The organism is Janthinobacterium sp. GW821-FHT03C10 (genome assembly GCF_059420865.1).
In genome coordinates, this window is the sequence record NZ_JBWKUN010000003.1 from 547,004 (window position 1) to 571,940 (window position 24,937).

The window sequence follows — 24,937 nt, forward strand, 5'->3', positions numbered from 1 at the left end:
CTTAACAAAAGATAGAGGGACACCCATGAATAAAGTTTATCCTGACGCCGCCTCGGCGCTGGCCGGTATCGTCCAAGATGGCCAGACCATCGCCGTCGGCGGCTTCGGCCTGTGCGGCATTCCCGAAGCCCTGATCGGCGCCTTGCGCGATTCGGGCGTGACGGGCCTGACGGCCATTTCCAACAACGCGGGCGTGGACGGCTTCGGCCTGGGCCAGCTGCTGACCACGCGCCAGATCAAGAAAATGATCGCCTCCTATGTGGGTGAAAACAAGGAGTTCGCGCGCCAGTACCTGGCGGGCGAGCTGGAACTGGAATTCACGCCGCAAGGCACCCTGGCCGAGAAACTGCGCGCCGGCGGCGCCGGCATTCCCGCCTTCTTCACCAAGACGGGCGTGGGCACCATCGTTGCCGATGGCAAGGAAATCCGTGAATTCGACGGCGAACAATACGTGATGGAACGCAGCCTGGTGGCCGATGTGGCGCTGGTCAAAGCCTACATGGCCGACCGCGCGGGCAATTTGGTCTATCGCAAAACGGCGCGCAATTTCAACCCGAACGTGGCCATGGCGGGCAAGATCACCATCGTCGAAGTGGAAAAACTGGTCGAAGTGGGTGAGATCGATCCGGACCAGGTCCACACGCCGAGCATCTTCGTGCACCGCATCGTGGTCAACGCGAACCCGGAAAAACGCATCGAGCAGCGCACCGTGCGCGCCGACTAATAAATAGAAGATTTACGCATGGCAAAACCGTAGCGAGCGGCAGTGATTTGTGGCTAAGAAGCGCAACCGTACTTTAGTACGGTGAGCATCGCAGGCCGCAAAGCGCGCCGCGCAGTAGGTTTGGACAGGCGTTCCACGAAAATTGAGGGAGATAATAATGGCTTGGACACGTGACGAAATGGCCGCGCGCGCGGCAAAGGAATTGCAGGATGGCTTTTATGTGAACCTGGGCATCGGCTTGCCGACCCTGGTGGCCAACTATGTGCCGGAGAATATCGAAGTATTCCTGCAGTCGGAAAACGGCTTGCTGGGCATCGGCCCGTTTCCTACCGACGACGAAGTTGATGCCGACCTGATCAACGCGGGCAAGCAGACGGTGACGGCCTTGCCCGGCGCCGCCTACTTCAGCTCGGCCGATTCCTTCGGCATGATTCGCGGCGGCAAGATCAATCTGGCCATCCTGGGCGCCATGCAAGTGTCGGAAAAGGGCGATCTGGCGAACTGGATGATTCCAGGCAAGATGGTCAAGGGCATGGGTGGCGCGATGGACCTTGTCGCCGGCGTCAAGCGCGTCGTCGTGCTGATGGAGCACGTGGCCACGGCCAAGGATGGCACGACGTCGCACAAGCTGCTCAAGCAGTGCGACCTGCCGCTGACGGGCGTGGGCGTGGTCGATGTCATCATCAGCGACCTGGGTGTCATCGACGTGACGGAAAACGGCCTGAAGCTGGTGGAACTGGCGCCGGGCGTGACCAAGGAGCAGGTGCAGGCGGCCACGGGCGCGGAACTGGACGTTTCCGCCGTGTAAGCAGGCAGATGGTCGTATCGAAGCAGGGCGGACAGCGATGTCCGCCCTTTTTTTATGCGCCTGCCTTGCCGCGCAAGCCGTCCAGGCTGTAGGCGCCGGCGCCCGCTGCCGCGAAATACAGGAAGGTGAAGCAGTACATCACGGCCATTTCGCCGCCGTTCAGGATCGGCAAAAAGCCGGCCGGCGCATGCGCGATAAAGTAGGCGGCAGCCATCTGGCCCGACAGGATGAAGGCGACGGGGCGCGTGAACAGGCCGACCAGCAGCAGGGTGCCGCCCACCAGCTCGATGACGCCGGCGGCGCCCATCAGGGAAAACAGTTGCAAGCCGTCGAACATGGCCACGTGCGGCGCGCCGAACAGCTTGGCCGTGCCATGCTGCAGGAAGAGGAAGCCGAGGATGATGCGCAGCAGGCCCAGCAAGCGTGGGGACCAGGTGGCGTAGAGGGCGGGCGAGAGGGACATGGCGTACTCCATTCAAAGGTGGATGGTTCGGTGTCAGACTTGCATTAACGCAATGTCATTATGCGGGAGCCTGGCGGCGAACGGTAAGCAGTACTGTAATGGTTTTGCATTCATTGATCATTCAGTGAAATATTGATGCATGATTTACTGTATGTTGATAATGCAATAAAAAACCCGCGCGCATGCAAAAAGCCCCGCAGATCGCTCTGCGGGGCTTTTCAATGGAGAGTACAGCTTGCTTGACGGGCTTACTTGACGATATTGACGCTCGGTGCAACGTAGGCGTCGTCGGCCGGGTGGGTGGGATGGGCCAGCTCGCTGTGCAGCTTGTCCATGTCCAGTTCCTTTTCCCATTTCGACACGACGATGGTGGCCACGCCGTTACCGACAAAGTTGGTCAGCGCGCGGCATTCGCTCATGAAGCGGTCGATACCCAGGATCAGCGCCATGCCGGCCACGGGAATCGTCGGCACCACGGCCAGGGTGGCGGCCAGGGTGATGAAGCCGGCGCCCGTGATGCCGGACGCGCCTTTCGACGTCAGCATCGCCACGCCCAGGATGGTGAGCTCTTGCCAGATCGTCAGTTCCGTGTTGGTTGCCTGTGCCACGAACAGGGCGGCCATGGTCATGTAGATGTTGGTGCCGTCCAGGTTGAACGAGTAACCGGTCGGCACGACCAGACCGACGACTGGCTTGGAGCAGCCCAGGCGCTCGAGTTTCTTCATCAGGGCCGGCAGGGCCGATTCCGACGAGCTGGTGCCGAGCACGATCAGCAGTTCTTCCTTGATGTACAGCAAGAAGCGGCCGATGGAGAAGCCCGTGTACTTGGCGATCAGGCCCAGCACGACGAAGACGAACAGGAAGCAGGTCAGGTAGAACGAACCCATCAGCTTGGCCAGCGGGATCAGCGACGCCAGGCCGTATTTACCGATGGTAAAGGCCATCGCGCCGAACGCGCCGATCGGTGCGACTTTCATGATGATGTTGACCATGCCGAAGATGGCATGCGACAGCTCGTCGATCAGCTTGGTGACCGGACGGCCGCGCTCGCCAAGCAGGGACAGCGAGAAGCCGAACAGGATGGCGATCAGCAGCACTTGCAGGATGTCGCCCTTGGCGAAGGCATCGACGAAGGTCTTCGGGATGATGTTCATCAGGAAGTCGACGGTGGTCATGCCTTCGGCGTGCGTGTATTGCGCGATCGACTTGGCGTCCAGGTGGGCCGGATCGGCGTTGAAGCCGGCACCCGGTTTCAGGATATTGGCAACCAGCAAGCCGATGGCCAGCGCGAAGGTGGAGACCACTTCGAAGTACAGCAGCGCCTTGCCGCCCACGCGGCCGATTTTCTTGACGTCCTGCATGCCGGCGATGCCGGAGACCACGGTACAGAAGATCACGGGGGCGATGATCATCTTGATCAGTTTGATAAAGCCGTCGCCCAGCGGTTTCATGTCGACGGCGTTCGATGGGTAGAACACCCCCAGCAGCACGCCAGCCACGATGGCGAACAGCACCTGCACGTACAGGATTTTATAGAATGGTTTTTTCACGAGTGGTCTCCTCTTGCGGGTTGATGCTGCGAATCATCCGCCCATTGCCAGGCGTGCTCAATTGTGGATAACCGCAGATATGCAGTTTCGCTATATCGGGTATTGCGCCATGGCCAGCGTGCTGCGGCGCAGCATTTCAGGCGCGCGCTTGGAGCATTGCCCGCGCTGCGCTACACTGCCGTAGCGTCGCGCGCGGGAGACCCGGCAGAAGGCAGGAAGCGGTGCTCTTTTTATATCAAATAAGGAATCGGCATGATCGAAGCGAGCATCAAGTCAGTGCAATGCATCTCCCCCGCAGGCTTGCATACCATGTCGTACAAGGAGTGGGGCGCACCCGACAATCCGAACGTGCTCGTCTGCGCCCATGGCGTGACGCGCGTGGCGGACGACTTCGACAACCTGGCGCGCGCCATGGCCAGCGATTACCGCGTGATCTGCCCCGACGTGGTGGGACGCGGGCGCTCGGGCTGGCTGGCCAATCCCCAGTTCTACCGCGTGCCGCAATACGTAAGCGACATGGTGACCCTGCTGGCGCGCGTGCTGGCCAATGGCGAGCGCCAGACGGTGGACTGGTTCGGCACCTCGATGGGCGGCTTGATCGGCCTGGGCCTGGCTTCGCTGCCGGACAGCCCGATCAGCAAGCTGGTCCTGAACGATATCGGCCCGACCCTGGCGCCGGAAGCCTTGCAGCGCATCGGCGACTACATCGGCCAGGACTTGCGTTTCGAGACCTTCGAGCAGGGCGCCAAGTTTGTGCGCGACGTGTCCGCCAGCTTCGGCCCGCACACGGACGCGGAATGGCATAAACTGGCGGTGGATGTGTTGCGGCAAGACAAGGATGGCCATTGGCGCCGCCACTATGATATGGGACTGGCCATGCCGTTCCGCTCGGCAACGCCGGAATCGGCGGCCAGCGACGAAGCCATGCTGTGGGCCGCGTATGATGCCGTGCGCTGCCCCACCTTGCTGGTGCGCGGGTCGGAATCCGATCTGCTGTCGCACGATACGGCGCAGATCATGCTGGGCCGCGGCCCGAAGGCGCAGCTGGTCGAGATCGCCGGCGTGGGCCATGCGCCCACTTTCGTGCATGACGACCAGATCGCCATCGCCCGCAAGTTTTTGCTAGGCAAGTAATCAGATATCAAGCGATACCGCTGTACCGATTTTGAAACAACCGAAAGAAGAAGCATGGAAATTACACGACTGCACGTAGGCAAACGCCTCTCCGAAGTAGCGATACACAACAGCACCATCTACCTGGCGGGCCAGATCGCGGAAGACACCACGCAAGGCATCGTCGGCCAGACGCGCGAAGTGCTGGGCCACGTCGACCGTCTGCTGATGGAAGCGGGCAGCGACAAGACGTGCATCCTGTCGTGCCAGATCTATATCGCCGACATGAAGGATTTCGACGGCATGAATGAAGTATGGGACGACTGGGTCGCATCAAGCCACACGCCGCCGCGCGCCACGGTGGAAGCGAAACTGGCCAATCCGGCTTGCTTGGTAGAAATCGTCATCATCGCTGCAGAGCGTTAAGTCATTCAGTTATTGAGTTGTTAAGTTTAAAGGTGTCACATGGTTTCCATCTCGGCCCCGAATAGCGCCACCTCGGAACAACTGGTAGAGGGCTTGAGTGCGCCGGACAGCGCGCGCGTGCTGGATGCGCTCGCGTATGCCACCGCAGCATATGGCGACAAGCAGACCTTTGCCGGCCGTTCCGCGCTGGAGTTCGCCATCGGCGTGGCCACCACCCTGGCGTTTTTGCGCAGCGATGCGGAAACGCGCATCGCGGGCCTGATGTTCGAGCTGACCTTGCTGGAACCCGATACGGCGGCTGACATCGAGCCGCGCTTCGGCAAGCAGGTGTGCGACCTGGCAACAGGCGTGCGCCAGCTGATCCGTCTGCGCGCGCTGACCCAGGCGCAGCACGGCAGCGCTGGCGGTCGCGGCAAGAATGCGGCGCAGCAAGCCGTGGCCCAGGTGGAAACCTTGCGCAAGATGCTGCTGGCGATGGCATCCGACATGCGTGTCGTGCTGGTGCGCCTGGCCGCCTGCGTGACGACCTTGCGTTACTTTGCCGACTTGAAGCTGTTCAATGAAATGACGCGCGAATACGGCAAGGAAACCTTGGATTTGTACGCCCCGCTGGCTAATCGCCTCGGTATCTGGCAATTGAAGTGGGAACTGGAAGATTTGTCGTTCCGCTTCATCGAACCGGAAGCGTATAAACGCATCGCCAAGATGCTCGAAGAAAAGCGCATGATGCGCGAGGGCTTCGTGTCCTCGGCGATTCTGCGCCTGCAGACGGAATTGGCTTCGGCCGGTATCCAGGCGGAAGTATTTGGCCGCCCGAAACATATTTACAGCATCTGGAACAAGATGCGCGGCAAGGAACTCGATTTCACGGCCCTGTACGACGTGCGCGCCTTCCGCGTCATCGTTGCCGACGTGAAAACTTGCTACACGGTGCTGGGCGTGGTCCACAATATCTGGACCCCCATCCCGAAAGAGTTCGACGATTACATTTCGCGCCCGAAACCGAATGGGTATCAGTCGCTGCACACGGTGGTGACGGCCGAGGATGGCCGCCCGCTGGAAGTGCAAATTCGCACGAATGAAATGCACAGCTTTGCCGAATACGGCGTGGCCGCGCACTGGCGCTACAAGGAAGAGGGAGGCTCGAACTTTGCCGGGCAGAAATACGACGAAAAGATCGCCTGGCTGCGCCAGTTGCTGGCGTGGAAAACGGAAGTGGCCGATGCCGTCGTGGGCCAGGAAGAAATCCAGCGCGAATGGGTGGAAAAGCTCAAATCCGCCACCCTGGATGACCGCATCTTCGTCATGACGCCGCAGGCGCGCGTGCTGGAATTGCCCGTGGGCGCCACGCCCGTCGACTTTGCCTATCACCTGCACACGGACGTGGGCCACCGCTGCCGCGGCGCCAAGGTCGACGGCATCATGGTGCCCCTGAATACCCAGCTGAAGAACGGCCAGACCTGCGAAATCATCACGGCCAAGGGCGCGCCGGGCACGGCCGGGCCGTCGCGCGACTGGCTCAGCGCCGGCTACGCCGTCAGCACGCGCACGCGCTCGAAGATCCGCGCCTGGTTCCACGCCATCGACATGCAGGAAACCCTGGCCCACGGCCGCGCGCTGGTGGAAAAGTCCCTGCAGCGCGAAGGCAAGACGGCCGTCAACCTCGAGGCACTGGCGCAAAAGCTGGGCTTTGCCAAAGTCGACGAATTGTTCCTGTCGGTGGGCAAGGATGAATTCAGCCTGCGCCATGTGGAGCAGGCGCTGCACGATAATGGCGAAGTGGTGGTGCCGGAAGACGCCGTTCTGGTCGGCAAGAGCCGCGCTTCCAGCGTGGAGCAGGGCGCCAAGTCCGGCGTGCTGGTGGTGGGCACGGAAGGCCTCATGACCGTGCTGGCCAAGTGCTGCAAGCCGGCGCCGCCGGACAGCATCGTCGGTTTTGTGACGCGCGGCAAGGGCGTTTCCATCCACCGCGCAACTTGTAAAAACTTCGAGGAAATGCGCGCCAAATCGCCCGAGCGCGTGATTTTTACTGAATGGGGCAGCACGGGCGGGCACGATACCGTGTATCCGGTCGACATCTTCATTCTGGCAGGCGACCGCCAGGGCTTGCTGCGCGACATCTCCGAAATCTTTTCGCGCGAAAAGATCAACGTGATCGGCGTCAACACCCAAAGCGCCAAGGGCCAGGCCCGCATGACGTTTACGGCCGAGATCAGCTCGACGGCGCAGTTATTAAAAGCGCTGAATGTGATCAAGGATGTGAGCGGGGTGCTGGAGGCACGCCGCAGCTAGCGCTTTTGGGGTTATCCAGAGTAACAACACCTGATAAAACCGTAGCGAGCGTCAGTGATTTGTGGCCGAGAAGCGCAACCGTGCTGAAGCACGGTGAGCATCGCTGGCCGCAAAGCGCGACGCGCAGTAGGTTTGATCAGGTGTTTTCGTGCAAGCCCGCCATCGTGGCCGTCTCCGGCTGCAGGGTGATGTGGTCGATGCCATGCTTGGCCAGCAACATCTTCTTGATCGCGCGCAAGACCTTCGGCCAATGGTCGAGGTGTTCGATTTCCACGTGGCCGATCAGGGCCGGCTGGCCCGGCGACATGTCCCACACATGCAGATCGTGCACGGCGATCACGCCGTCCACTTGTTCCACGTCCGCGCCCACCTGGACGTAGTCGATGTGCATGGGCACGCCTTCCATCAGGAAATGGTAGGACTCCTTCAATACTCCAAACGTGGATTTCAGGATCAGCAGGGATACCAGCACGGACAGCAGCGGGTCGATCTGCATCCAGCCCGTGAAGTAAATCACGGCGCCCGCGACGATGGCGGCGACCGAGCCGAGCAGGTCGCCCATCACGTGCACGAGGGCGGCGCGCGTATTCACGCTTTGCTTGTCTTTCGACAAGACCCACGCCACGACGATATTGATCGCCAGGCCGATGAAGGCGACGATGAAGACCATGCCGCCCTTGACGGGTTGCGGGGCGGAAAAGCGCAGCACGGCTTCATAGCAGATCCAGCCCACCACGCACAGCATGGCCAGGCCGTTGACGAAGGCGGCCAGCGCCTCGGCGCGGCCGAAGCCGAACGAGTGGCGCGGCGACGGCGGGCGGCGCGCGATGATCTGCGCCAGCAAGGCCAGGCCCAGCGCGGCCGCGTCAGTCACCATGTGGCCCGCGTCGGAAATCAGCGCCAGCGAATTGGACAGGAAGCCGGCCGCCACCTCGATGCCGGCAAACGACAGGGTCAGGCCCAGCGCCCAGGCGAGGATGCTCTGGCTGCGGCCCTCGAACGAGTGGGTATGCTTGGCGTCGCCCTTCAGGTGGGCGTGCAAATGGGTAGCGTCGTGTTCGGTGTGCGTCGGCTGCATGGAATACTTTGTGGAATGAACTTGCCGTCAGTGTAATTGAAAAGCAACAACATAGTCGGCACGACAAAAAACCCGCAGGCCCGGAGGCGCTGCAGGTTTTTTCTTAAGCAAACATTTTTACTGCGCGGCCGTCTCGCCAAACTTGCCTTCGCGGAAGTCCTGCACGGCCTGGAATACTTCCGCCTGGGTATTCATGACAAACGGGCCATACTGCGCGATGGGCTCGTTCAAGGGCTGGCCGGCGACGAGGATCACGCGGCCGCCTTCCGGTGCTTCGATGCGCACGCCGTCGCTGCCTGGCGTGTTGGCGAAGATGGCCATGCGCAGGGCGGGCACGGCCTTGCCATCGACCTGCACTTCGCCGCGGAAGGTGTACAGGAAAGCGTTATGGCCTGGCGGCAAGGGCTGCTCGAAACTGCTGCCGGCAGGCAAGTCGATATCGAGGTACAGCGGTTCCGTCAGTTCGCGCTGCACGGCGCCCGTCACGCCATGGCTGGTCCCTGCGATCACTTGCACGGCCACGCCCGCGTCCGTCGTGTAGCGGGGGATTTCGTTGCTCGTGAAATCGCGGTACCACGGCGTGCGCATCTTGTCGCGCGCGGGCAGGTTCAGCCACAGCTGAAAACCTTCCATCACGCCTTCTTCCTGCTCCGGCATTTCCGAGTGGATCACGCCGCTGCCGGCCGTCATCCATTGCACGCCGCCCGAGCTCAGCAAGCCTTCGTGGCCAGCGCTGTCCTTGTGGCGCATGCGCCCCGTGATCATGTACGACACCGTCTCGAAACCCCGGTGCGGATGCTCGGGGAAGCCGGCGATATAGTCGTTCGGCTTGTCGCTGGCAAAGTTGTCGAGCATCAAGAACGGGTCGAGACGGCGCTGCAACTGCTGCGTCAGCACGCGGTTGATCTTCACGCCGGCGCCATCCATGACGGCCTGGCCGGCGATCACGCGCTCGACGGCGCGTGGTTTCGTGACGGTGGTGATGTCGCTCATTGCTTTCTCCTCTAGGCCAGGACGGCGCCAGTGCGCCGCCCCATTCACTGCTGGGAATTACACCAAAATGGCATTGATCTCTGCGTCCGCCTGGGCTTGCGCCTTGGCGACGGCTTCCGGACCCATGCCCATGCCTTCCGAATACACGTACTGCACGTCGGTCATGCCCAGGAAGCCGAACATGGTGTTCAGGTAAGGCACCTGGCTATCGTGGGCGCTGTCGCGGTGCAAGCCGCCGCGGGACAGTCCCACGTAGACTTTCTTGCCGGCCAAGAGGCCCACGGGGCCGTTTTCCGTGTACTTGAAGGTGACGTTGGCGCGGGCAATCGCGTCGAACCAGCTTTTCAGTTGCACGGTGATGCCGAAGTTGTACATCGGCGCGCCGATGACGATGACGTCAGCCGCTTGCACTTGCGCAATCAAAGCGTCGTCCAGGGCGATGCGGGCTGCCTGTTCCGGCGTGCGTTTGTCGGCCGGCGTGAACAGCGCTTGCAGGGTCGGCTCGTCGAGCACGGGGTGCGGTTGGGCAGCCAGGTCGCGGCGCGCCAGGGTGGCGCCGGGGTTGGCGGCTTGCACGCGGGCAACGATGGCGTCAGCCAAGCGGGTCGAGGCGGAACCGGTGCTGCGGGCGCTGGAATTGATTTGCAGGATGTTCATCTTGTTTTCTCCGTTGTGAGGTGTCTTGCGATGGATGAACTATAGCAATTCCAAAATTGATGCGGAAGCCGTTAAAATGGATAACATTAATTCACTCATGGAACAATTGACTGTAAAGGTAAGCGATGGATATCGATCCCGGAGATTTGCTGCTGTTCGCCCGCGTCGTCGAGTGCGGCAGTTTCAGTCGCGCCGCCGTGCGCGTGGACTTGCCCAAGTCGACCCTGTCGCGCCGCATCTCGCAGCTGGAAGCGAAGCTGGGCGAACGGCTGCTGCTGCGCACCACACGCAAGCTGGCGCTGACGGAATTTGGCGCCAGCCTGCTCGAGCACGCGCGCAAGGTGGTCGAGGAAACGGAGGCGGCCGGCGCGCTGGCCCAGCACCGCCAGGCGGGGCCCAGCGGCTTGCTGCGCATTTCCATGCCGGCCGACTTCGGCGACGCGCTGATGCGCCAGGTGCTGGCCGAATTCGTGCGCCGCTATCCAGCAATTTCGCTGGAACTGGACTTGTCGGCGCGCCGCGTGGATTTATTGGAAGAAAATTTCGACCTGGCCATCCGCATGGGCAACTTGCCCGACGACGCCAGCCTGGCGGCGCGCCGCGTGGCCTTCAGCACCCTGGCGCTGTACGCCTCGCCGCAATACACGAGCGTGCACGGCTTGCCCGAGCATCCCGACGATCTGTATGGCCATGACCTGCTGAGCTTGCCGCGCGCCGTGCATGGCCTCGTGCACTGGACCTTGATCCGCGGCAAGACGACGTGGGAGCGCGATTTGCCCGTGCGCCTGCTGGCGAACTCGCCGGAATTGCTGGTGCGCATGGCCTGCACGGGCGTGGGCATCGCGGCCAGCACGGACCGCTTCGCCAAGGCCTATGTGGCGACGGGGGAACTGGTGCGCGTGCTGCCGGAGTGGAGTTTCCCGCTGGTCACGGGCTGGGCCGTATTTCCCGGCCGGCGCTTGATGCCGGCCAAGACGCGGGCGTTTCTCGATTTGATGGAAGAAATGTACCGGACCGACGCGCCCGTGTAGGCGCGTCCAGAGGATCTACCTGGGCACGTTGCCCATGACTTCGCCCAGCTGCACGGGGCCGGCCGGTTGCCAGTTGGCGTTGAATTGCACGGTGTCTTTCGGGAACAGCATCACGACGGTGGAACCGAGCAGGAAGCGGCCCAGCTCTTCGCCCTGTTTCAGCACCACATTGTCGTTGGCATAGCTCCAGTCGCGGATCTCGCCCGTGCGGGGCGGGTTGACGACGCCGTGCCAGACGGTGGCCATGCTGCCGACGATGGTGGCGCCCACCAGGGTCATGACGAAGGGGCCGTTGGCCGTGTCGAATACGCAGACGACGCGCTCGTTGCGGGCGAACAGGCCGGGAATGCCGCGCGCCGTTGTCGGGTTGACGGAGAATAATTCGCCGGGCACATAAATCATGCGCGTCAAACGGCCGTCGCACGGCATGTGGATGCGGTGGTAGTCGCGCGGGCTCAGGTACAGGTTGGCGAAGCTGCCGTGTTCGAACTGGGCCGCCAGCGCCGCGTCGCCGCCTACCAGGGCCGTGGTGCTGAAGTTGTGGCCCTTGGCCTGGAAGATCTGGTCCTTGTCGATCGTGCCGAACTGGCTGATGCGGCCATCGACGGGGCAGACGTAGTCGGCCTTGGCCAGCGGGCGGGCATCAGGGCGCAGCGCGCGCGTGAAAAAGTCGTTGAAGCTGGCGTAGTGCGTGATGTCCGGGTCCAGCGCCTCATCCATGTTGACGTTGTAGCGGCCGACGAACCAGCGGATCAGCCGCGTGGTCATGGCGCCGCCCTTGGCACCGGCGATGCGGCCGGCGAAGTTGGTCAACGCTCCCTTGGGCAGCAGATATTGAGGCAAAACGGCAAGACGGTCAGACACGATGGGAAGCCTTTGACGGGGTGATGGGAATCGGCGAAAAACGCATTATAGCGGCGATGTGGCAGGCAATGATATGTGCCGTATGCAAGGGTGCGTATCGCAGTCTGCCACCGAATTTAATTTGCCATAGGAAATATTTTCAGGAAACTGTGTCGCTCGGAAAAAATTGCAGCACAATATGGCGGCCGGTTTTTTAGTTTTTAGCCATTTTTATTCAGCCAACTTTTTCAGCCAGGTCATGATGCCACGCCGTTGCCTCCGCCTCACCGTTGTTTGTTCCGCCGTTTTACTCGCCTGGAATGTCCAGGCCCAGCCATCCGAAACGCCAGCCGCCGACGGTGCCGCCGCCGCGCCGCTGAAGGCCGATAAAACCGCCGCGCCCGCCATGCAAACCGTCGAAGTCAAGGGCAGCGGCTACGATCCGCGCCGCGACGATACGGCCAGCAAGATGATCGTGGGCAGCGAGGAAATCCTCAAGTATGGCGACACGAACGTCACCGACGTGCTCAAGCGCTTGCCCGGCATTACCGTGTCCGGCGCGGCCGGGCGTTCGGGCGGCGAAATCCGCATGCGGGGCCTGGGCAGCGGCTACACGCAGATATTGCTCAACGGCGAGCGGGCGCCGGCCGGCTTTTCGCTCGACACCCTGTCGCCCGACGTGATCGAACGCATCGAGATTTTGCATGCGGCCAGCGCCGAATACAGCACCCAGTCGATCGCCGGCACCATCAATGTGGTGCTGAAAAAAGCGGTCAAGACGGCGCAGCGCGAACTCAAGCTGGGCGTGCAGGGCAGCGACGTGAGTTTTTCGCCCAGCGTCAACCTGCAATTGTCCGACCGCGACGGCAATTTCTCGTATTCGCTGGCCGGCTCGCTGTTCCGCTACGATTATCACTACGACAATCCCGGCCTGGAACTGGGCTACGCGCCCGATGGCCGGCAAAACCTGCTGCGCCGCACGAATGGCACGGGCGACGGTCGTCCGGAAGGCATCAATCTGTCGCCGCGCCTGAACTGGGTGCTGGCCAACGGCGATAACGTGACGGCGCAATTCTTTTTCAACGGCGGGCGCTCGAACCACCGCAATTTCAGCCGCGCGGAAACAGAACTGGGCTTGCGCCCCGATTACGACACCAACACGGGCAGCTCCAGCAACCACAATGCCTTCGGCCGCAGCGATCTGACGTGGATGCACAAGCTGGCCGGCGGCGCCAAGCTGGAACTGAAGATCGGCGCCTCGGCCGCCCGCAACACGTCCGACAGCCTGCAGCAGGGCTTTATCGACGGCAGCGGCCTGGCGCTCGAGCGCAAGGTGGGCGTGAAGGCGACGGAAAACGGCGTCAGTTCCACCGGCAAGTACTCCTCGCCCTTGCTGCCCGGCCATGCTCTGTCGATGGGCTGGGATGGCGCCTACACGGAGCGCGAGGAAACGCGCCGGCAGCGCGAAGCGGCGCTGGCGGCCTTGGGCGCGCGCCCGCCCGTCAACAGCGACGAGGGTTTCGACGCCACCATCCAGCGCCTGGCCCTGTACGTGCAGGATGAATGGGAAATCACGCCGCGCTGGTCGATGTATGCGGGCGTGCGCTGGGAAGGCATCGATACGCGCAGCGCGGGCGATACCTACGACGAAGTGAACCAGCGCACCAGCGTGTGGAGCCCGCTGCTGCAAACCCTGTGGAAGTTGCCCGATACCAAGGGCGACCAGGTGCGCCTGGCCCTGACGCGCACCTACAAGGCGCAGCCCACGGCGAGCCTGATTCCGCGCCGCAATACCTCGACCAACAACAGCCAGACGGACCCCGACCGCGAAGGCAATCCCTACCTGAAACCGGAGCTGGCGCTGGGCATCGATGCCTCATATGAGCACTACTGGGCCGAAGGCGCCTTGCTCAGTGCGCGCGCCTCGGCCCGCCGCATCGACGGCTATACGCGCCAGGGCTTGCTGTTCATCAATGATCGCTGGGTCTCCACGCCCGTCAACGATGGCCGCGCGAATACGCAGACACTGGAACTGGAAGCGAAGTTCCCGCTGCGCGCCGTGCTGGCCGCGCCCGTGCCGGCCATCGACCTGCGCGCCAGCGTCAGCCGCAACTGGTCGCAGGTGGAGCAGGTGCCGGGGCCGAATAACCGGCTCGACCAGCAAACGCCCGTCAGCGGCAATTTCGGCATCGACTACAAGACGCCGGACGGCATGCTGACGACGGGCGGCAGCTTCAACTTCCGCAACGGCGGCCCCGTGCGCATCACCGAGCGCCAGAGCGCCTATACGTCGCCGCGGCGCGACGTCGACATTTATGCGCTGTGGAAATTCGATGCGAAGAACCAGCTGCGCCTGGCCGTGTCGAACCTGCTGGCGCAAGACTTCGAAAGCGACACCATCTATACAGATGCCAGCGGCACGATCGTGCGCAACAGCATCTCGCCGAGCTCGCCGCAGGCGCGCGCGACCCTGGAAATGAAGTTCTGATGGCGATGTTCTCGCGCTGAAAACCCCGGCCGGCATCCCCGCTGGCCTATAATCTCGGCAATTGCGCGCGCGGCCAGCCCGTGCGCGCCGCCTTTTCATTTGCCAAGATTGCTTTCCCCATGACGTTTTCCTCCCTCGGCCTGATCGATCCTCTGGCCCGCAAACTCGATGAGCTCGGCTATGCCAAGCCCACGCCCGTGCAGGCACAGGCAATCCCGGCCGTGCTGGCCGGGCGCGACCTGATGGCCGCCGCCCAGACGGGCACGGGCAAGACGGCCGGCTTTGCCGTGCCGCTGCTGCAGCGCCTGACCCTGGAAGGCGTGGTGGCGCCCCAATGCGTGCGCGTGCTGGTGCTGGTGCCCACGCGCGAGCTGGCCGAGCAAGTCTATGCCAGCTTCCGCAGCTATGGCGGCAACTTGCCGCTGCGCAGCTTTGTCGCCTATGGCGGCGTGCCCATCGAGCCGCAGATCAGCAAGCTGCGCAAGGGCCTCGACGTGCTGGTGGCCACGCCGGGCCGTTTGCTGGACTTGCAGACGCAGGGCGCCGTCAAGTTCGAGCAAGTGCAGACGCTGGTGCTGGACGAGGCGGACCGCATGCTGGATCTGGGCTTCGAGCGCGAACTCGATATATTGCTGATGACGATGCCCAAGCAGCGCCAGACCCTGCTGTTCTCTGCCACGTTCTCGGACGCCATCCGCGCCATGGCGAAGACCATGCTGAAAGACCCGATTTCGGTGGAAGTCAGCGCGCGCAACAGCACGGTGAAGGCCGTGAAGCAGTCGGTGATCGTGTGCGACAAGAAACGCAAGCCGGAACTGTTCTTGCACTTGCTGAAGAAAAAGCGCTGGGGCCAGGTATTGGTCTTCGTCAAGACGCGCAAGGGTGTCGAGCTGCTGGTGAACACCTTGCTGGAGCAGGGCGTGCGCGCCGATTCCATCCACGGCGACAAGACCCAGCCGAACCGCCTGCGCGCGCTGGCCCGTTTCAAATCTGCCGAGGTGCAAGTGCTGGTGGCTACCGACGTGGCCGCCCGTGGCCTCGATATCGACCAGTTGCCCGTCGTCGTCAATTTCGACTTGCCCACCGTGGCGGAAGACTATATCCACCGCATCGGCCGCACGGGCCGCGCGGGCGCCTCGGGCGAAGCCATTTCCCTCGTCTGCGCCGACGAAGTCGAATTGCTGTCGGCCGTGGAAGCGCTGACGCGGCAAACCCTCAAACGCAACGAGGAACCCGGTTTCGAGGCGGAACACCGCGTGCCGGGCACGTCCGCCGGCGGCACCATCCAGAAAAAGATCGTGAAAGTGCTGGCGCCGAAGGCGGCGGAGCGGGCCAAGAAAAGGCGCTTCTACAAATAATCGGCGCAGTTGGCCGGGCAGGGCAAGGCGCGCAGCACGGATATCGCATTCGTGCCATCATGCGCCATGACCTCGATACCTTTGTTCCCGCTCAATACGGTGCTGTATCCCGACGGCTATCTGCCCCTGCAGATCTTCGAGGTACGCTACCTGGACATGATACGTCAGTGCATCATGGGCGAGCAGCCGTTCGGCGTGGTGCAGCTGCTGGACGGCGCGGAAGTGCGCAAGCCGGGCCAGCTGGAAACCCTGGCGCCCGTGGGCACCCTGGCGCGCGTTATCGACTGGGCCGCGCCCCTGTCGGGCTTGCTGCAAATCAAATGCATGGGCATGCAGCGCTTCCACATCGTCTCCAGCGAACAGCTGAAGCACGGCTTGTGGATGGCGCAGATTGAAACCTTGCCGCCCGACAAAACCATCCCCATCCCCCAGGAGCAGCAGAACGTGGCCGACGCGCTGGGTGCCCTGATCCGCACCTTGCAGGAACAAAAGATTCCGCCCGATCAAATGCCCCTGCAGCCGCCGTACCGCCTCGACGAGTGCGGCTGGGTGGCGAACCGCTGGTGCGAGCTGCTGTCCCTGAGTGCCATGCAAAAGCAATTGCTGCTGAGCCAGGACAATCCCGTGCTGCGCCTGGAGCTGGTACAGGATATGCTCACGGAAAACGGCTTGCTGGAAGAGTAGACACACCAGGCCGCATGTTTTCTCGCGCTTCCGTTGTGCAATTGCAATTACTATTGAGAAATACTTTACGCTTTGCCTCCGCTGACATAAGATAATGCCCCTGGGCAAGATTGCCCTGGGCAACATTCAAGAGCAGACGACATGGCAAAAGTAAGCGCGGAACAGATCAATGCGGCAATGGAAGCGATGGCGGGCGAAGGCCAGGCCATCACGGTGCGCGCCTTGCGCGAACGGCTGGGCAACGGCGCCTGCCTGGGCACCATCAGCAAGCTCTTGCAGCGCCGCAAGGCGGGTGCGCAGCGCCAGATCGCTGCCGCCGCCGAACTGTCGCCCGTGCTGCAGCAAGCCATCCTCGATTATGTAGGACAGGAATTAAGCGCCAGCCACAGCGCGCATGAAGCCGAGATGAACGACAATCAACAGGAATTGATGGACCTGGCCAGCGAAAACGAGCGCCAGCAAGAGTTGCTCGACCTGCAGGCGGGCGAACTGGAAACCTTGCGCGAGGAACTTGAACGCGAGCGGCAGGTGGCAAACCAGGCCCGCACGGACCTGGCCAAGGCGCAACTGCGCCTGGAAGGCTTGCCGCGCCTGGAAGAGGCGGCCGAGCAGGCACGCATGGACCTGGCCAAGGCGCAATTCAAGCTCGAAGGTATCCCACGCCTGGAAGAGGCCGCCGAAGCGGCGCGCGCGGAACTGATCCAGGCCCAGCTGAAGCTGGAAAGCCTGACGCGCGTGGAAACGGAACTGGCGGCCGTGCGCCTGGAACTGGAAGCGGAACGCGAAGAGCTGGGCGAAACGCGCGCCGAGCTGGACGAGGAGCGTACCTTGCGCATCAAGGCGCAGCAGTTTATCGTGGACCCCATCTTCAAGACCCCTGTCTGAGGACGCCTGGCCTAAGCTGCTGCGCGTCGGTATAGGTAGCCTGCGATGCTCACCGCACTTCAGTGCGGTTGCGCTTCTCGGCCACCTCTCCCTTCCGCTCGCGACGCTTTTGCCAGGCGTCGATGCGTCGTGGGGGGCGTGTCTGATGTGACATACTGGGTTAGACGGCGCACGGAATCGTGATGCAAGGCGCAGCAGAATCCAGGCTGGATGTGGGCAAAAGGGGCTGGCATGCGGGCCTTGATCGTCATCGGTGCTTCCGTGGGCGGCGTGGATGCGCTGTCCACCATCTTTGCCGCCTTGCCGGCGAGTTTCCCTGCGGCGATTCTGGCCGTCATGCACGTGGGGGCGCGCAAGAGCGTGCTGCCCGCCATCCTCGGCAAGAACTCCGCCTTGCCCGTGCGCTTTGCCGTAACGGGCGAACCCTTGCGCGCCGGCTGCATCCTGCTGGCGCCGCCGGACCGGCATATGCTCGTCGCCAGGCTGGCTGGCCGGGCGACGGTCGAGCTGACCCGGGGTCCCATGGAACATCACACGCGTCCCGCCATCGACCCGCTGTTTCGCAGCGCGGCCGCCGCTTTCGGCCCGGCGGTGGTGGGCGTGATCCTCAGCGGCTACCTCGACGACGGCACGGCGGGCTTGCGGGCCATCAAGGCCTGTGGCGGCAAGGCGCTGGTGCAGGAGCCACGGGAGGCGCAAGCGCCATCGATGCCGTACAGCGCGCTGGCCCATGTGGACGTGGACTGGCGTTTGCCCGCCGCCGGCATCGCTCCCGTCCTGCTGGCGCTGGCCGGCACCGGCCGGGCCGCATTCGCTTAAAATAGCGCACGCCGGCCCCTGCCGCGCAAGGCATCGATAGCAAAGAAGGTTTATGTCAGTAGAGAAAAATTCACCGGCCCCCGGGCGTCTGCCGCCCTCCACGGCACCGCGCGCGCTGCCGCCCCGGCCGCCAGCAGAATTCAGTTCGCCCGAAGCGGCCCTGGCGCGCAAGCAGGCGCGCGAAGACAAGGATGCGCAGGTGCGTGGCGTCACGTCCATCGACGCCATGCGCGAGGCCATCAAGCGCGCGGCGCGCGGTTTGCCCTCCATCGCCGAGGTGCCGCGCCTGCCCATGCTGGATGCCGGCGCCTTCCGCGCGCGCGCCGCGCTGGGCTTGCCCTTCCTGATGCGCGGGCTGGTGCGGCGCTGGCCCTTGTCGGCATTGGGGCCAGAGGTCTTGCGCGAGCAGTTCAGCCACGTGCCCGTGCGTGCGCGGGTGGGCGACTACATCAACACGGCGTTCGCGGCCGACCGCGCCATGCAGGACATGTCGATGGGGCAATATCTGGACCTGGTGGAAGAAGGGGGGCACGCGTTGCCGCCGTACCTGGGCAACCTGGAATTGCGCGAACTGAACCGGCTGTGCCACTGGCCCACGTATTTCGACAAGATGGGCCCGCCGCGCTTCTGGGTGGGGCCGGCCGGCACGGTGACGCCATTGCATTGCGATTACGACGACAATATCTTCGCGCAAGTGTGGGGACGCAAGCGTATCTTCCTGTCGCCGCCGCACCACGATGCCTTCCTGTATCCCAGCGAAGCGAACGCCATCCTGTTCGGTTCGCCCTTCGACCCGGAAGCGCCCGATTTCCAGCGCTTCCCCCTGGCGCGCCAGGCGACCATGATCGAATGCCTCGTCGAGCCGGGCGACATGCTGTACGTACCCGCCGGCTGGTACCATCAGGTGCGCGCGCTGACGTTTTCGCTGTCGTCTAACCGCTGGGCCAGGGCCATGCCGCTGGCCCTGCATGGAGATACGGCGCTGCGGCGTAAGGAGGCCTGACCTTATGGCGCGATGGCCAGTGCCGGCAGGCGCACCGTGCTGGCAGTGGAAACCGGATGAATGTGGCCAGCCAGGAATCCAGGGAAAACCATGATGGTGTCTACTTTGCACAAGCCAACCTTACACAACAGGGCCTGCGCTGCCAACAGTTCGCGCACCACCTACGCGGCGGCGGAAGCCGTCGAAAGCTGCCAGTTGCTTGCCGCCTTGCTGTGCGGTGCGCTGGCGGGCACGGTGAAAGACGCGCTGATGGACCGTATCGCGTTCCGGCCTGTCGAACCGAAGCTGGTGGAGCTGGCCAGCGGCAGTTTCCTCGCCAAGACGGAGCAGCAGATACGCGGCAGCGGCTATTGCGTGGAATCGCTGGAAGCGGCGGTATTGCGCGCAGTCAACTTGGGGGAGGATGCCGATACGACCGGCGCCATCGTTGGCCAGCTTGCCGGCGCGTATTATGGCGCACAGGCAATTCCGCCGCTATGGCTGGAAGCGTTGGCCATGCGCGGCGATATCGAGGAACTGGCGGGCAAATTGTTCGAGCGGGGCCGGGACTAGCGCAGGCCGCAGCCGATAAGCAGCAGCATCGGCCGTTCCCGCTCTTCCGCCAGGGCCGGCTGCTGCGCCACCTGCTCGTCGCTCGGCCCCCATTCTTCCACATGCTCCAGCTGGAAACCCGCTTGCAGCAGCGCATTGACGGTCGTGCCCAGAGTGCGGTGCTGTTTGATGACGCCGGGCGCCAGCCAGTCCGACACGCGCGGGCCTTGCTGCTGGTAGCTGTCGACGGGCCAGCATTTTCGGCCTTGCCCATCCGTCAGCCAGCCCGGCTGGCGCGGCGCCATGAAGATCGGGTGCTCGATGGAAAACACCAGCTTGCCTCCGGGCTTCAAGCCGTGGCGGATGGCGGCCAGCAAGGTGGCGAAATCCGCGATGTAGTGGAAGGCCAGTGAGCTGTAGATCAGGTCGTAGCTGGCTGGCGGCAAGGCCAGTTGTTCCAGGTCCAGCCGGGCATAGCTGACGGTTGTCTGCTCTCCCATGCTGCTTGCCTGCGCCAGCATCTTTTCCGACACGTCCACGCCCAAGACCCGCGCCGCGCCCTGTTCTGCCGCCCAGCGGCAGAACCAGCCATAGCCGCAGCCCAGGTCGAGTACCTGCTTGCCTTGCACGTCTGGCAGCATGGCGCGCAGGGCCGGCCATTCGGGCGCGCTGTCGAGGCCGCCGATGGAGCGGGGCAGCTGGCTGTAGGCCGTGAAAAAGGCGTCGTTGTCGTAGATATTTTGTGTCATGGGCTCTTGAAAAATCGCGCGTTGGGCTATCGCTTGCCGGCGGCAGGGCACTTATTGATGATGTCCACTTATTTAAAGTTTGATTTTTTGTTAATTTCCAAATTACAATAAAAATTCATGCTTTTTTATTCTGCCCGAGTAAAAGCGGATAGGGGCGCTTGTCCAGATACCTGGGTGGCTGGACGTTATCTTATATCTCATCGACTCTATATGCGTATTCTTTTATCCGTATTCGCCTGCACCCTGGCATTGGCAACCATTGAGTCCGCAAGCGCAGGGCAATTGCTTTCCGCCGCCAAGAAAGCACAGTCCTCACCAAAAAACACATTCAGCCGTGGCTCGGTATTGCCAAAATGGGCCGCGCCTTTGCTGGATATCCCGGCCACTGCACGCAAGGATCCTGTGGTCATTCGCCTGGCGGAAACTCAAGCCTGGGTAGGCGACAACCACGCGGTGTTGCTGAACCGTGCCATTCAAGTCAATGAGCAATCCGTACTGGGGGTGATAGGCCAGTTTGGTATCGACTATTTCCCCGCATATCAGAAACTGCGTCTGCACCGCGTGGCCATTCTGCGCGGCGGCCAAGTCATGGATCGCACGGCGACCGTCAGCACGCGCCTGCTTGAGCGGGAAACCCGTATCGATGCGGGCATGTATGGGGGCGCCGTCACCTTGCAACTTTTGCTCGACGACGTGCGCGTGGGTGACACCTTGTGGACTACCTATAGCGTAGAAGGCAGTAATCCTGTCTTCGGCAAGCAGTGGTCCGGTGACTTCTCCTGGGATACGGGCCTGCCGCTGGAACGCCGTAGCCTGACGGTGTTCCATCGACAAGACAGGTCTCTGTATTGGCGCCAGCTGGGCGATTTCCAGGGGGCGCCGTTGACGCCCGTCATTTCGCGTCAGGGCGATATCGAGACGCTGCGATTTGAGCAGCACTCGCTGGAGGCAGTGGAGTCGGAGGAGTCCACCCCGAGCGAGTATCAGCCGGGGCGTTCGCTGCAGCTGAGTGAACACCGTGACTGGAACAGCGTCGCCGTTTGGGCCAACAGTCTGTTTCCGCCGGCTCCGGCCAGTGCCGCTTTGCAGGCGGTGGCTGCGCAATTGCGCAAGGAAGCGACGCCCGCCGCACAGGCGAGCGCTGCCTTGCGCTGGGTGCAGGATGAAATCCGCTATTTCAGTGTCTCCATCGGCGAGAATTCGCATCGTCCGCAAGCACCTGATACCGTGCTCAAGCTCCGATATGGGGATTGCAAGGACAAGAGCTACTTGCTGGTCAGTTTGCTCAACCAGTTGGGCATACGCGCCCGTCTGGTCTTGCTCAATGCCCAGGCGCCCAAGGCAATGACGAAGATCATCGCTTCACCCTCCTGGTTCGATCATGTGATCGTGCAAATGCACCTCGATGGCCGCGATTATTACGTCGACCCGACCGCCAACGGGCAGAAGCTGCCTCTGGAGAAGCTGACGACGGTATTCGTCGGCGCTTCCGGCCTGATTGTCGACCCCGCAACGCAAGGCTTGACGCTGCTGCCTGAGCGGAGCGATGTAGGGCCAGAATACGAACACCTGGACCGTATCAGCATCGGCAGTTTCGATGGCGACGCCGTGCTGGAAGCGCGGGAGACCTACCGCGGCGGCTATGCCGAGGCGATGCGCGCCGGCATTCCCAAGCTGTCCAGCGTCGAGTTCAGCAAGAGTATGCTGGAACGTTACGAGAGCCTGTATCCGGGCTTAACCCTGCTCGAACCTCCGCGTGTCGAGGACGACCGCGAGGCGAATGTCTTTGCCATGGTGGGGCGCTACAAGCTGCCCAAGCCGGTGCGCCAGAACGACGATGGTTATGTCATCGACTATGAAAGCCATATCGTCGACGGTAGCCTGGGCTTGCCCAAGAAAATCGTCCGCAGCTATCCGCTGGCGCTGCCCAGGGGCCGGTATGCTGCGCGCTACCGTTTGCAAATCCAGTGGCCCGATGGCGTGCGCGCCGACCAGGCACCCGGCGTCAAGTCGATCGATAATCCCTTCTTCACGGTGCGCGACGAATTGACCCTGAAAGGCAATGTCCTCGACTATATGCTGGACTACCGCGTCAAGCAGCCCGTGGTCCAGGCCGCCGACGTGCCCGAGCTGCAGGCCCAGTCGAAATTGTTGGCGCCCTATATTTCGGCAACTTTCCGCATCAATAAGGAAATCGTCAGCAAGCCCGAAGTTGTCGCCATGTCGCTGTCCATGCGCGAACTGGACGCTTTGCAGATTGTGGCCGATGTTCATGCCTTGGTGCAGAAGGTCGATGTCGTCAAGGCGACGCCGGCCAATCTGGACAAGGCGTGCGATGTGCTGCTCAGCGCGTACCGACTGCGCGATCTGCTGGACTCCGATGTCGAGGGCACGCTGCGGCAAATGGAACAAAGCTTGAAGAAAGAAAAAGTGCCGGGCGGAACGCTGTGCCTGGCGCGCCTTTCCTTTGCGAAGGGGCGTTTTGCGGAAAGCGTTGCATTTTATCGAAGCGCCGCATTGCAGGACGCGAGCCCCTATCGCCGCGACCTGGCGTGGGCGCAAGCCTATGCAGGCGACGACGCCGGCGGCATGGCGACCATGGCCGCGTATCGCGCAGCGCGCGGTGTGGCAGGCAACAATCTCAGCGCGGGACTGAGCTTGGCCGATGAGATTGTCCTGGCGCAAAGGGCGGGCAAACCCGTGCCCGATGAGTTGGTACGGCTGGCCCGGGAAATTCCTGATGGCATCTGGCCGCGTCCCCTGCTGGCCATGCAGCTTGGCGTACTCAGTGCCGATGCCTTGCTGAAGCTGATAGCAACTTTTCCTGAAGACCAGCGCGATCTGGCCTTGAACGACGCCTGGTTTTATATCGGCCAGCAGCGCTTGCTGGCAAACGACACGCTGGCGGCTCGCCGCGCTTTCCTGTGGTATGGCGTGGACGGCTTGCGTAGCTCTCCTCTGTATGGTCAGGCAGAGCGGGAACTCGACAGGCTTATGCCTGATGATGAGAACCATCATTTAGGCAACGCCGCTTTCAATCGTGGCGATTTTGCGACGGCCATCGTGAAGTGGCGTGCCAGCGCCGAAGCGGGTTGCGCCGCATCCCAGCATGAAATGGGCATGCTTTATGAGGCCGGCAAATATATTCCCCAGGATTACCAGCAGGCCAAGCATTGGTTCGAGCTTGCGGCAGGAAATGGCTCTCAGGGCGGCATGAATTCACTGGGTAATATGTATGGCAATGGTCAAGGCCTTCCGGTGGACTTTGTCATGGCGGCAAAATGGTATGCGACGGCGGCGGAATTGGGCAGTCGCCACGCTTCGTTTAACTTGGGGCAGGCCTATGAGTATGGAGATGGGGTGGAAAAGGATTTGGATAAGGCTGTTTTCTACTACCGTCAGGGGGCTGAGCGGAACCATGCCGGCGCACAGGCCAAGCTTGCTGCGTTTTACATGCGGTCGAATATAAAGTTGAACGAACCAAAGGCATTGCGCTGGGCCAAGCGTTCTGCCACGCGCGAGAATGAGGATGGCATATTGGCGCTGGCGAATATTTACGATGATGGCTTGGGAGTAACGGAAGACAAGACCAAGGCTTTCAGCCTATACCAGTTGCTGGAGAGTAAGGGTAATTCCCGGGGCAGGCTAAGAGTGGCTTTCATGTACGAACGTGGCCTGGGTGTGACACAAGATTTGGGAATGGCATTTAAGCTGTATACGCAGCTTGCGGATGCTGGCGATGGGTATGGCAGCCTCTATCTGGGCCGGATGTACAGGGATGGCAAGGGTGCGGAGAGAAATCTGCCGAAGGCGATCGCGCTGTTGCAACAGGCCGGCGAAGATAAGGGAAAGGCGGCGTATATTGAGTTAAGAAAGGCTGCGTACTGGGACTTGGTAGATATCTATCTGTACGAGAAAGACATGCCGGTCGATGAGGTCCGGGCGCGTGATTATCTGCAGGCGGGCGCCGACCTGGGCGACAGTGATGCGCAGAGTCGCCTGGGCGCCATGTATCACTTTGGCAAAGGTGGCCTGGGCAAGAACTTCACTGTGGCTGCCAGCTTGTACCAGAAGGCGGCGGATGATGGAAATCTTTTTGCCATGAATAACCTGGCTGACCTGTATAAAACAGGCCACGGCGTGCCGCAGGATTATGCCAAGGCGTTCGGCTTGTATCGCCAGGCAGCGCAAAAAGGATTTGCTACCTCGCTGATCAGTCTTTCCTCTCTGTATGAAAAAGGCTTGGGGGTACAGCTGGACCCGGTGCTTGCCTATACATATTGCAAGCTCGCCGTGCATGCAGGGACAAGATATTCTGCAGAAGTGTGCATGCCCTTGTCGACAAAGGTCAATGCTGAGAAGGTTGCCGCAGCGGATGCGTTTGCGCTTGGCTGGAAGCAGGGCAGTGCCTTGCCGGCTCCGGGCAGTCTTTAAGTCAGCTC

The 24,937-nt window shown here is 62.2% G+C and carries 21 protein-coding genes; 14 read left to right on the forward strand and 7 right to left on the reverse strand.

Annotated elements, in window-relative coordinates:
* The first annotated feature begins 25 nt into the window (after positions 1–25).
* Both AC07VH_RS13680 and AC07VH_RS13685 read left to right on the forward strand, forming a co-directional pair.
* Positions 26–724, forward strand: coding sequence for a CoA transferase subunit A (locus AC07VH_RS13680; RefSeq protein ID WP_092715653.1), 699 nt, complete (start codon positions 26–28; stop codon positions 722–724).
* Between the two features lie 157 nt (positions 725–881).
* The gene (locus AC07VH_RS13685; RefSeq protein ID WP_077403229.1) at positions 882–1,532 is read left to right on the forward strand and encodes a CoA transferase subunit B; all 651 of its coding nucleotides are present in this window, start codon (positions 882–884) and stop codon (positions 1,530–1,532) included.
* 52 nt (positions 1,533–1,584) lie between these two features.
* Here AC07VH_RS13685 and AC07VH_RS13690 read toward each other — a convergent pair whose 3' ends face one another.
* Both AC07VH_RS13690 and AC07VH_RS13695 read right to left on the reverse strand, forming a co-directional pair.
* Complete coding sequence (locus tag AC07VH_RS13690) at positions 1,585–1,995, reverse strand: DoxX family protein (RefSeq protein ID WP_489627869.1); 411 nt, start codon at positions 1,993–1,995, stop codon at positions 1,585–1,587.
* A gap of 248 nt (positions 1,996–2,243) precedes the next feature.
* Positions 2,244–3,545, reverse strand: a complete 1,302-nt coding sequence (locus AC07VH_RS13695) for a dicarboxylate/amino acid:cation symporter (protein ID WP_475414285.1) — start codon at positions 3,543–3,545, stop codon at positions 2,244–2,246.
* A gap of 252 nt (positions 3,546–3,797) precedes the next feature.
* On the opposite strand from AC07VH_RS13695, the gene AC07VH_RS13700 reads away from it, so the two are divergent.
* Genes AC07VH_RS13700 through AC07VH_RS13710 form a run of 3 tightly spaced genes read left to right on the forward strand, consistent with a single transcriptional unit; the run spans position 3,798 to position 7,376 of the window.
* Positions 3,798–4,679, forward strand: coding sequence for an alpha/beta fold hydrolase (locus AC07VH_RS13700; RefSeq protein ID WP_489627867.1), 882 nt, complete (start codon positions 3,798–3,800; stop codon positions 4,677–4,679).
* A gap of 54 nt (positions 4,680–4,733) precedes the next feature.
* Positions 4,734–5,084, forward strand: a complete 351-nt coding sequence (locus tag AC07VH_RS13705) for a RidA family protein (protein WP_475414283.1) — start codon at positions 4,734–4,736, stop codon at positions 5,082–5,084.
* Between the two features lie 39 nt (positions 5,085–5,123).
* On the forward strand, positions 5,124–7,376 hold the full coding sequence (locus AC07VH_RS13710) for a RelA/SpoT family protein (RefSeq protein ID WP_494789102.1): 2,253 nt from the start codon (positions 5,124–5,126) through the stop codon (positions 7,374–7,376).
* A gap of 136 nt (positions 7,377–7,512) precedes the next feature.
* Here the strand turns inward: AC07VH_RS13710 and AC07VH_RS13715 are convergent, their stop codons facing one another.
* The 3 genes from AC07VH_RS13715 to AC07VH_RS13725 all read right to left on the reverse strand — a co-directional run bounded on the left by AC07VH_RS13715 (position 7,513) and on the right by AC07VH_RS13725 (position 10,104).
* Positions 7,513–8,454: a cation diffusion facilitator family transporter gene (locus AC07VH_RS13715; protein ID WP_494789103.1), complete on the reverse strand. Its 942-nt coding sequence runs from the start codon at positions 8,452–8,454 to the stop codon at positions 7,513–7,515.
* A gap of 117 nt (positions 8,455–8,571) precedes the next feature.
* Positions 8,572–9,447 (reverse strand): pirin family protein, encoded by an 876-nt coding sequence (locus AC07VH_RS13720; protein ID WP_494789104.1) that lies wholly within the window; start codon positions 9,445–9,447, stop codon positions 8,572–8,574.
* Positions 9,448–9,504: 57 nt separating this feature from the next.
* Positions 9,505–10,104, reverse strand: a complete 600-nt coding sequence (locus AC07VH_RS13725) for an FMN-dependent NADH-azoreductase (RefSeq protein ID WP_494789105.1) — start codon at positions 10,102–10,104, stop codon at positions 9,505–9,507.
* A 125-nt stretch (positions 10,105–10,229) separates the two neighbouring features.
* Between AC07VH_RS13725 and AC07VH_RS13730 the strand changes: the two genes are divergently transcribed.
* Positions 10,230–11,135, forward strand: a complete 906-nt coding sequence (locus tag AC07VH_RS13730; protein WP_099411149.1) for a LysR family transcriptional regulator — start codon at positions 10,230–10,232, stop codon at positions 11,133–11,135.
* Between the two features lie 15 nt (positions 11,136–11,150).
* Here the strand turns inward: AC07VH_RS13730 and asd are convergent, their stop codons facing one another.
* Positions 11,151–11,999: an archaetidylserine decarboxylase gene (gene asd / locus AC07VH_RS13735; protein WP_475414279.1), complete on the reverse strand. Its 849-nt coding sequence runs from the start codon at positions 11,997–11,999 to the stop codon at positions 11,151–11,153.
* Positions 12,000–12,237: 238 nt separating this feature from the next.
* On the opposite strand from asd, the gene AC07VH_RS13740 reads away from it, so the two are divergent.
* From AC07VH_RS13740 to AC07VH_RS13770, 7 genes are all read left to right on the forward strand, one after another.
* Complete coding sequence (locus AC07VH_RS13740; RefSeq protein WP_489627860.1) at positions 12,238–14,466, forward strand: TonB-dependent receptor plug domain-containing protein; 2,229 nt, start codon at positions 12,238–12,240, stop codon at positions 14,464–14,466.
* Positions 14,467–14,585: 119 nt separating this feature from the next.
* On the forward strand, positions 14,586–15,824 hold the full coding sequence (locus AC07VH_RS13745) for a DEAD/DEAH box helicase (protein ID WP_475414277.1): 1,239 nt from the start codon (positions 14,586–14,588) through the stop codon (positions 15,822–15,824).
* Positions 15,825–15,890: 66 nt separating this feature from the next.
* Complete coding sequence (locus AC07VH_RS13750; RefSeq protein WP_494789106.1) at positions 15,891–16,508, forward strand: LON peptidase substrate-binding domain-containing protein; 618 nt, start codon at positions 15,891–15,893, stop codon at positions 16,506–16,508.
* Between the two features lie 141 nt (positions 16,509–16,649).
* Positions 16,650–17,393, forward strand: a complete 744-nt coding sequence (locus AC07VH_RS13755; protein WP_494789107.1) for a DNA-binding protein — start codon at positions 16,650–16,652, stop codon at positions 17,391–17,393.
* Between the two features lie 231 nt (positions 17,394–17,624).
* Positions 17,625–18,212 carry a chemotaxis protein CheB gene (locus tag AC07VH_RS13760; RefSeq protein ID WP_494789108.1) on the forward strand — a complete coding sequence of 196 codons (588 nt, stop codon included), beginning with the start codon at positions 17,625–17,627 and terminating at the stop codon, positions 18,210–18,212.
* A 52-nt stretch (positions 18,213–18,264) separates the two neighbouring features.
* Positions 18,265–19,215: a cupin-like domain-containing protein gene (locus AC07VH_RS13765; protein WP_494789109.1), complete on the forward strand. Its 951-nt coding sequence runs from the start codon at positions 18,265–18,267 to the stop codon at positions 19,213–19,215.
* A 90-nt stretch (positions 19,216–19,305) separates the two neighbouring features.
* Positions 19,306–19,767, forward strand: coding sequence for an ADP-ribosylglycohydrolase family protein (locus AC07VH_RS13770; RefSeq protein ID WP_494789110.1), 462 nt, complete (start codon positions 19,306–19,308; stop codon positions 19,765–19,767).
* Here AC07VH_RS13770 and AC07VH_RS13775 read toward each other — a convergent pair.
* Complete coding sequence (locus tag AC07VH_RS13775; RefSeq protein WP_494789111.1) at positions 19,764–20,495, reverse strand: class I SAM-dependent methyltransferase; 732 nt, start codon at positions 20,493–20,495, stop codon at positions 19,764–19,766. The genes AC07VH_RS13770 and AC07VH_RS13775 overlap by 4 nt on opposite strands.
* Positions 20,496–20,705: 210 nt before the next feature.
* On the opposite strand from AC07VH_RS13775, the gene AC07VH_RS13780 reads away from it, so the two are divergent.
* Positions 20,706–24,929, forward strand: a complete 4,224-nt coding sequence (locus tag AC07VH_RS13780) for a DUF3857 domain-containing protein (RefSeq protein ID WP_494789112.1) — start codon at positions 20,706–20,708, stop codon at positions 24,927–24,929.
* Positions 24,930–24,937 lie beyond the last annotated feature (8 nt).

What these genes read in the sequence shown, in the direction of transcription:
- AC07VH_RS13730 (WP_099411149.1), top strand. Translation starts at nt 10,230, where the DNA reads ATGGATATCGATCCCGGAGATTTGCTGCTGTTCGCCCGCGTCGTCGAG.
- AC07VH_RS13725 (WP_494789105.1), bottom strand. Translation starts at nt 10,104, where the DNA reads ATGAACATCCTGCAAATCAATTCCAGCGCCCGCAGCACCGGTTCCGCC.
- AC07VH_RS13760 (WP_494789108.1), top strand. Translation starts at nt 17,625, where the DNA reads ATGCGGGCCTTGATCGTCATCGGTGCTTCCGTGGGCGGCGTGGATGCG.
- AC07VH_RS13745 (WP_475414277.1), top strand. Translation starts at nt 14,586, where the DNA reads ATGACGTTTTCCTCCCTCGGCCTGATCGATCCTCTGGCCCGCAAACTC.
- AC07VH_RS13685 (WP_077403229.1), top strand. Translation starts at nt 882, where the DNA reads ATGGCTTGGACACGTGACGAAATGGCCGCGCGCGCGGCAAAGGAATTG.
- AC07VH_RS13715 (WP_494789103.1), bottom strand. Translation starts at nt 8,454, where the DNA reads ATGCAGCCGACGCACACCGAACACGACGCTACCCATTTGCACGCCCAC.
- AC07VH_RS13750 (WP_494789106.1), top strand. Translation starts at nt 15,891, where the DNA reads ATGACCTCGATACCTTTGTTCCCGCTCAATACGGTGCTGTATCCCGAC.
- AC07VH_RS13690 (WP_489627869.1), bottom strand. Translation starts at nt 1,995, where the DNA reads ATGTCCCTCTCGCCCGCCCTCTACGCCACCTGGTCCCCACGCTTGCTG.
- AC07VH_RS13770 (WP_494789110.1), top strand. Translation starts at nt 19,306, where the DNA reads ATGATGGTGTCTACTTTGCACAAGCCAACCTTACACAACAGGGCCTGC.
- AC07VH_RS13755 (WP_494789107.1), top strand. Translation starts at nt 16,650, where the DNA reads ATGGCAAAAGTAAGCGCGGAACAGATCAATGCGGCAATGGAAGCGATG.
- AC07VH_RS13710 (WP_494789102.1), top strand. Translation starts at nt 5,124, where the DNA reads ATGGTTTCCATCTCGGCCCCGAATAGCGCCACCTCGGAACAACTGGTA.
- AC07VH_RS13740 (WP_489627860.1), top strand. Translation starts at nt 12,238, where the DNA reads ATGATGCCACGCCGTTGCCTCCGCCTCACCGTTGTTTGTTCCGCCGTT.
- AC07VH_RS13775 (WP_494789111.1), bottom strand. Translation starts at nt 20,495, where the DNA reads ATGACACAAAATATCTACGACAACGACGCCTTTTTCACGGCCTACAGC.
- AC07VH_RS13705 (WP_475414283.1), top strand. Translation starts at nt 4,734, where the DNA reads ATGGAAATTACACGACTGCACGTAGGCAAACGCCTCTCCGAAGTAGCG.
- AC07VH_RS13780 (WP_494789112.1), top strand. Translation starts at nt 20,706, where the DNA reads ATGCGTATTCTTTTATCCGTATTCGCCTGCACCCTGGCATTGGCAACC.
- AC07VH_RS13700 (WP_489627867.1), top strand. Translation starts at nt 3,798, where the DNA reads ATGATCGAAGCGAGCATCAAGTCAGTGCAATGCATCTCCCCCGCAGGC.
- AC07VH_RS13765 (WP_494789109.1), top strand. Translation starts at nt 18,265, where the DNA reads ATGTCAGTAGAGAAAAATTCACCGGCCCCCGGGCGTCTGCCGCCCTCC.
- AC07VH_RS13680 (WP_092715653.1), top strand. Translation starts at nt 26, where the DNA reads ATGAATAAAGTTTATCCTGACGCCGCCTCGGCGCTGGCCGGTATCGTC.
- AC07VH_RS13720 (WP_494789104.1), bottom strand. Translation starts at nt 9,447, where the DNA reads ATGAGCGACATCACCACCGTCACGAAACCACGCGCCGTCGAGCGCGTG.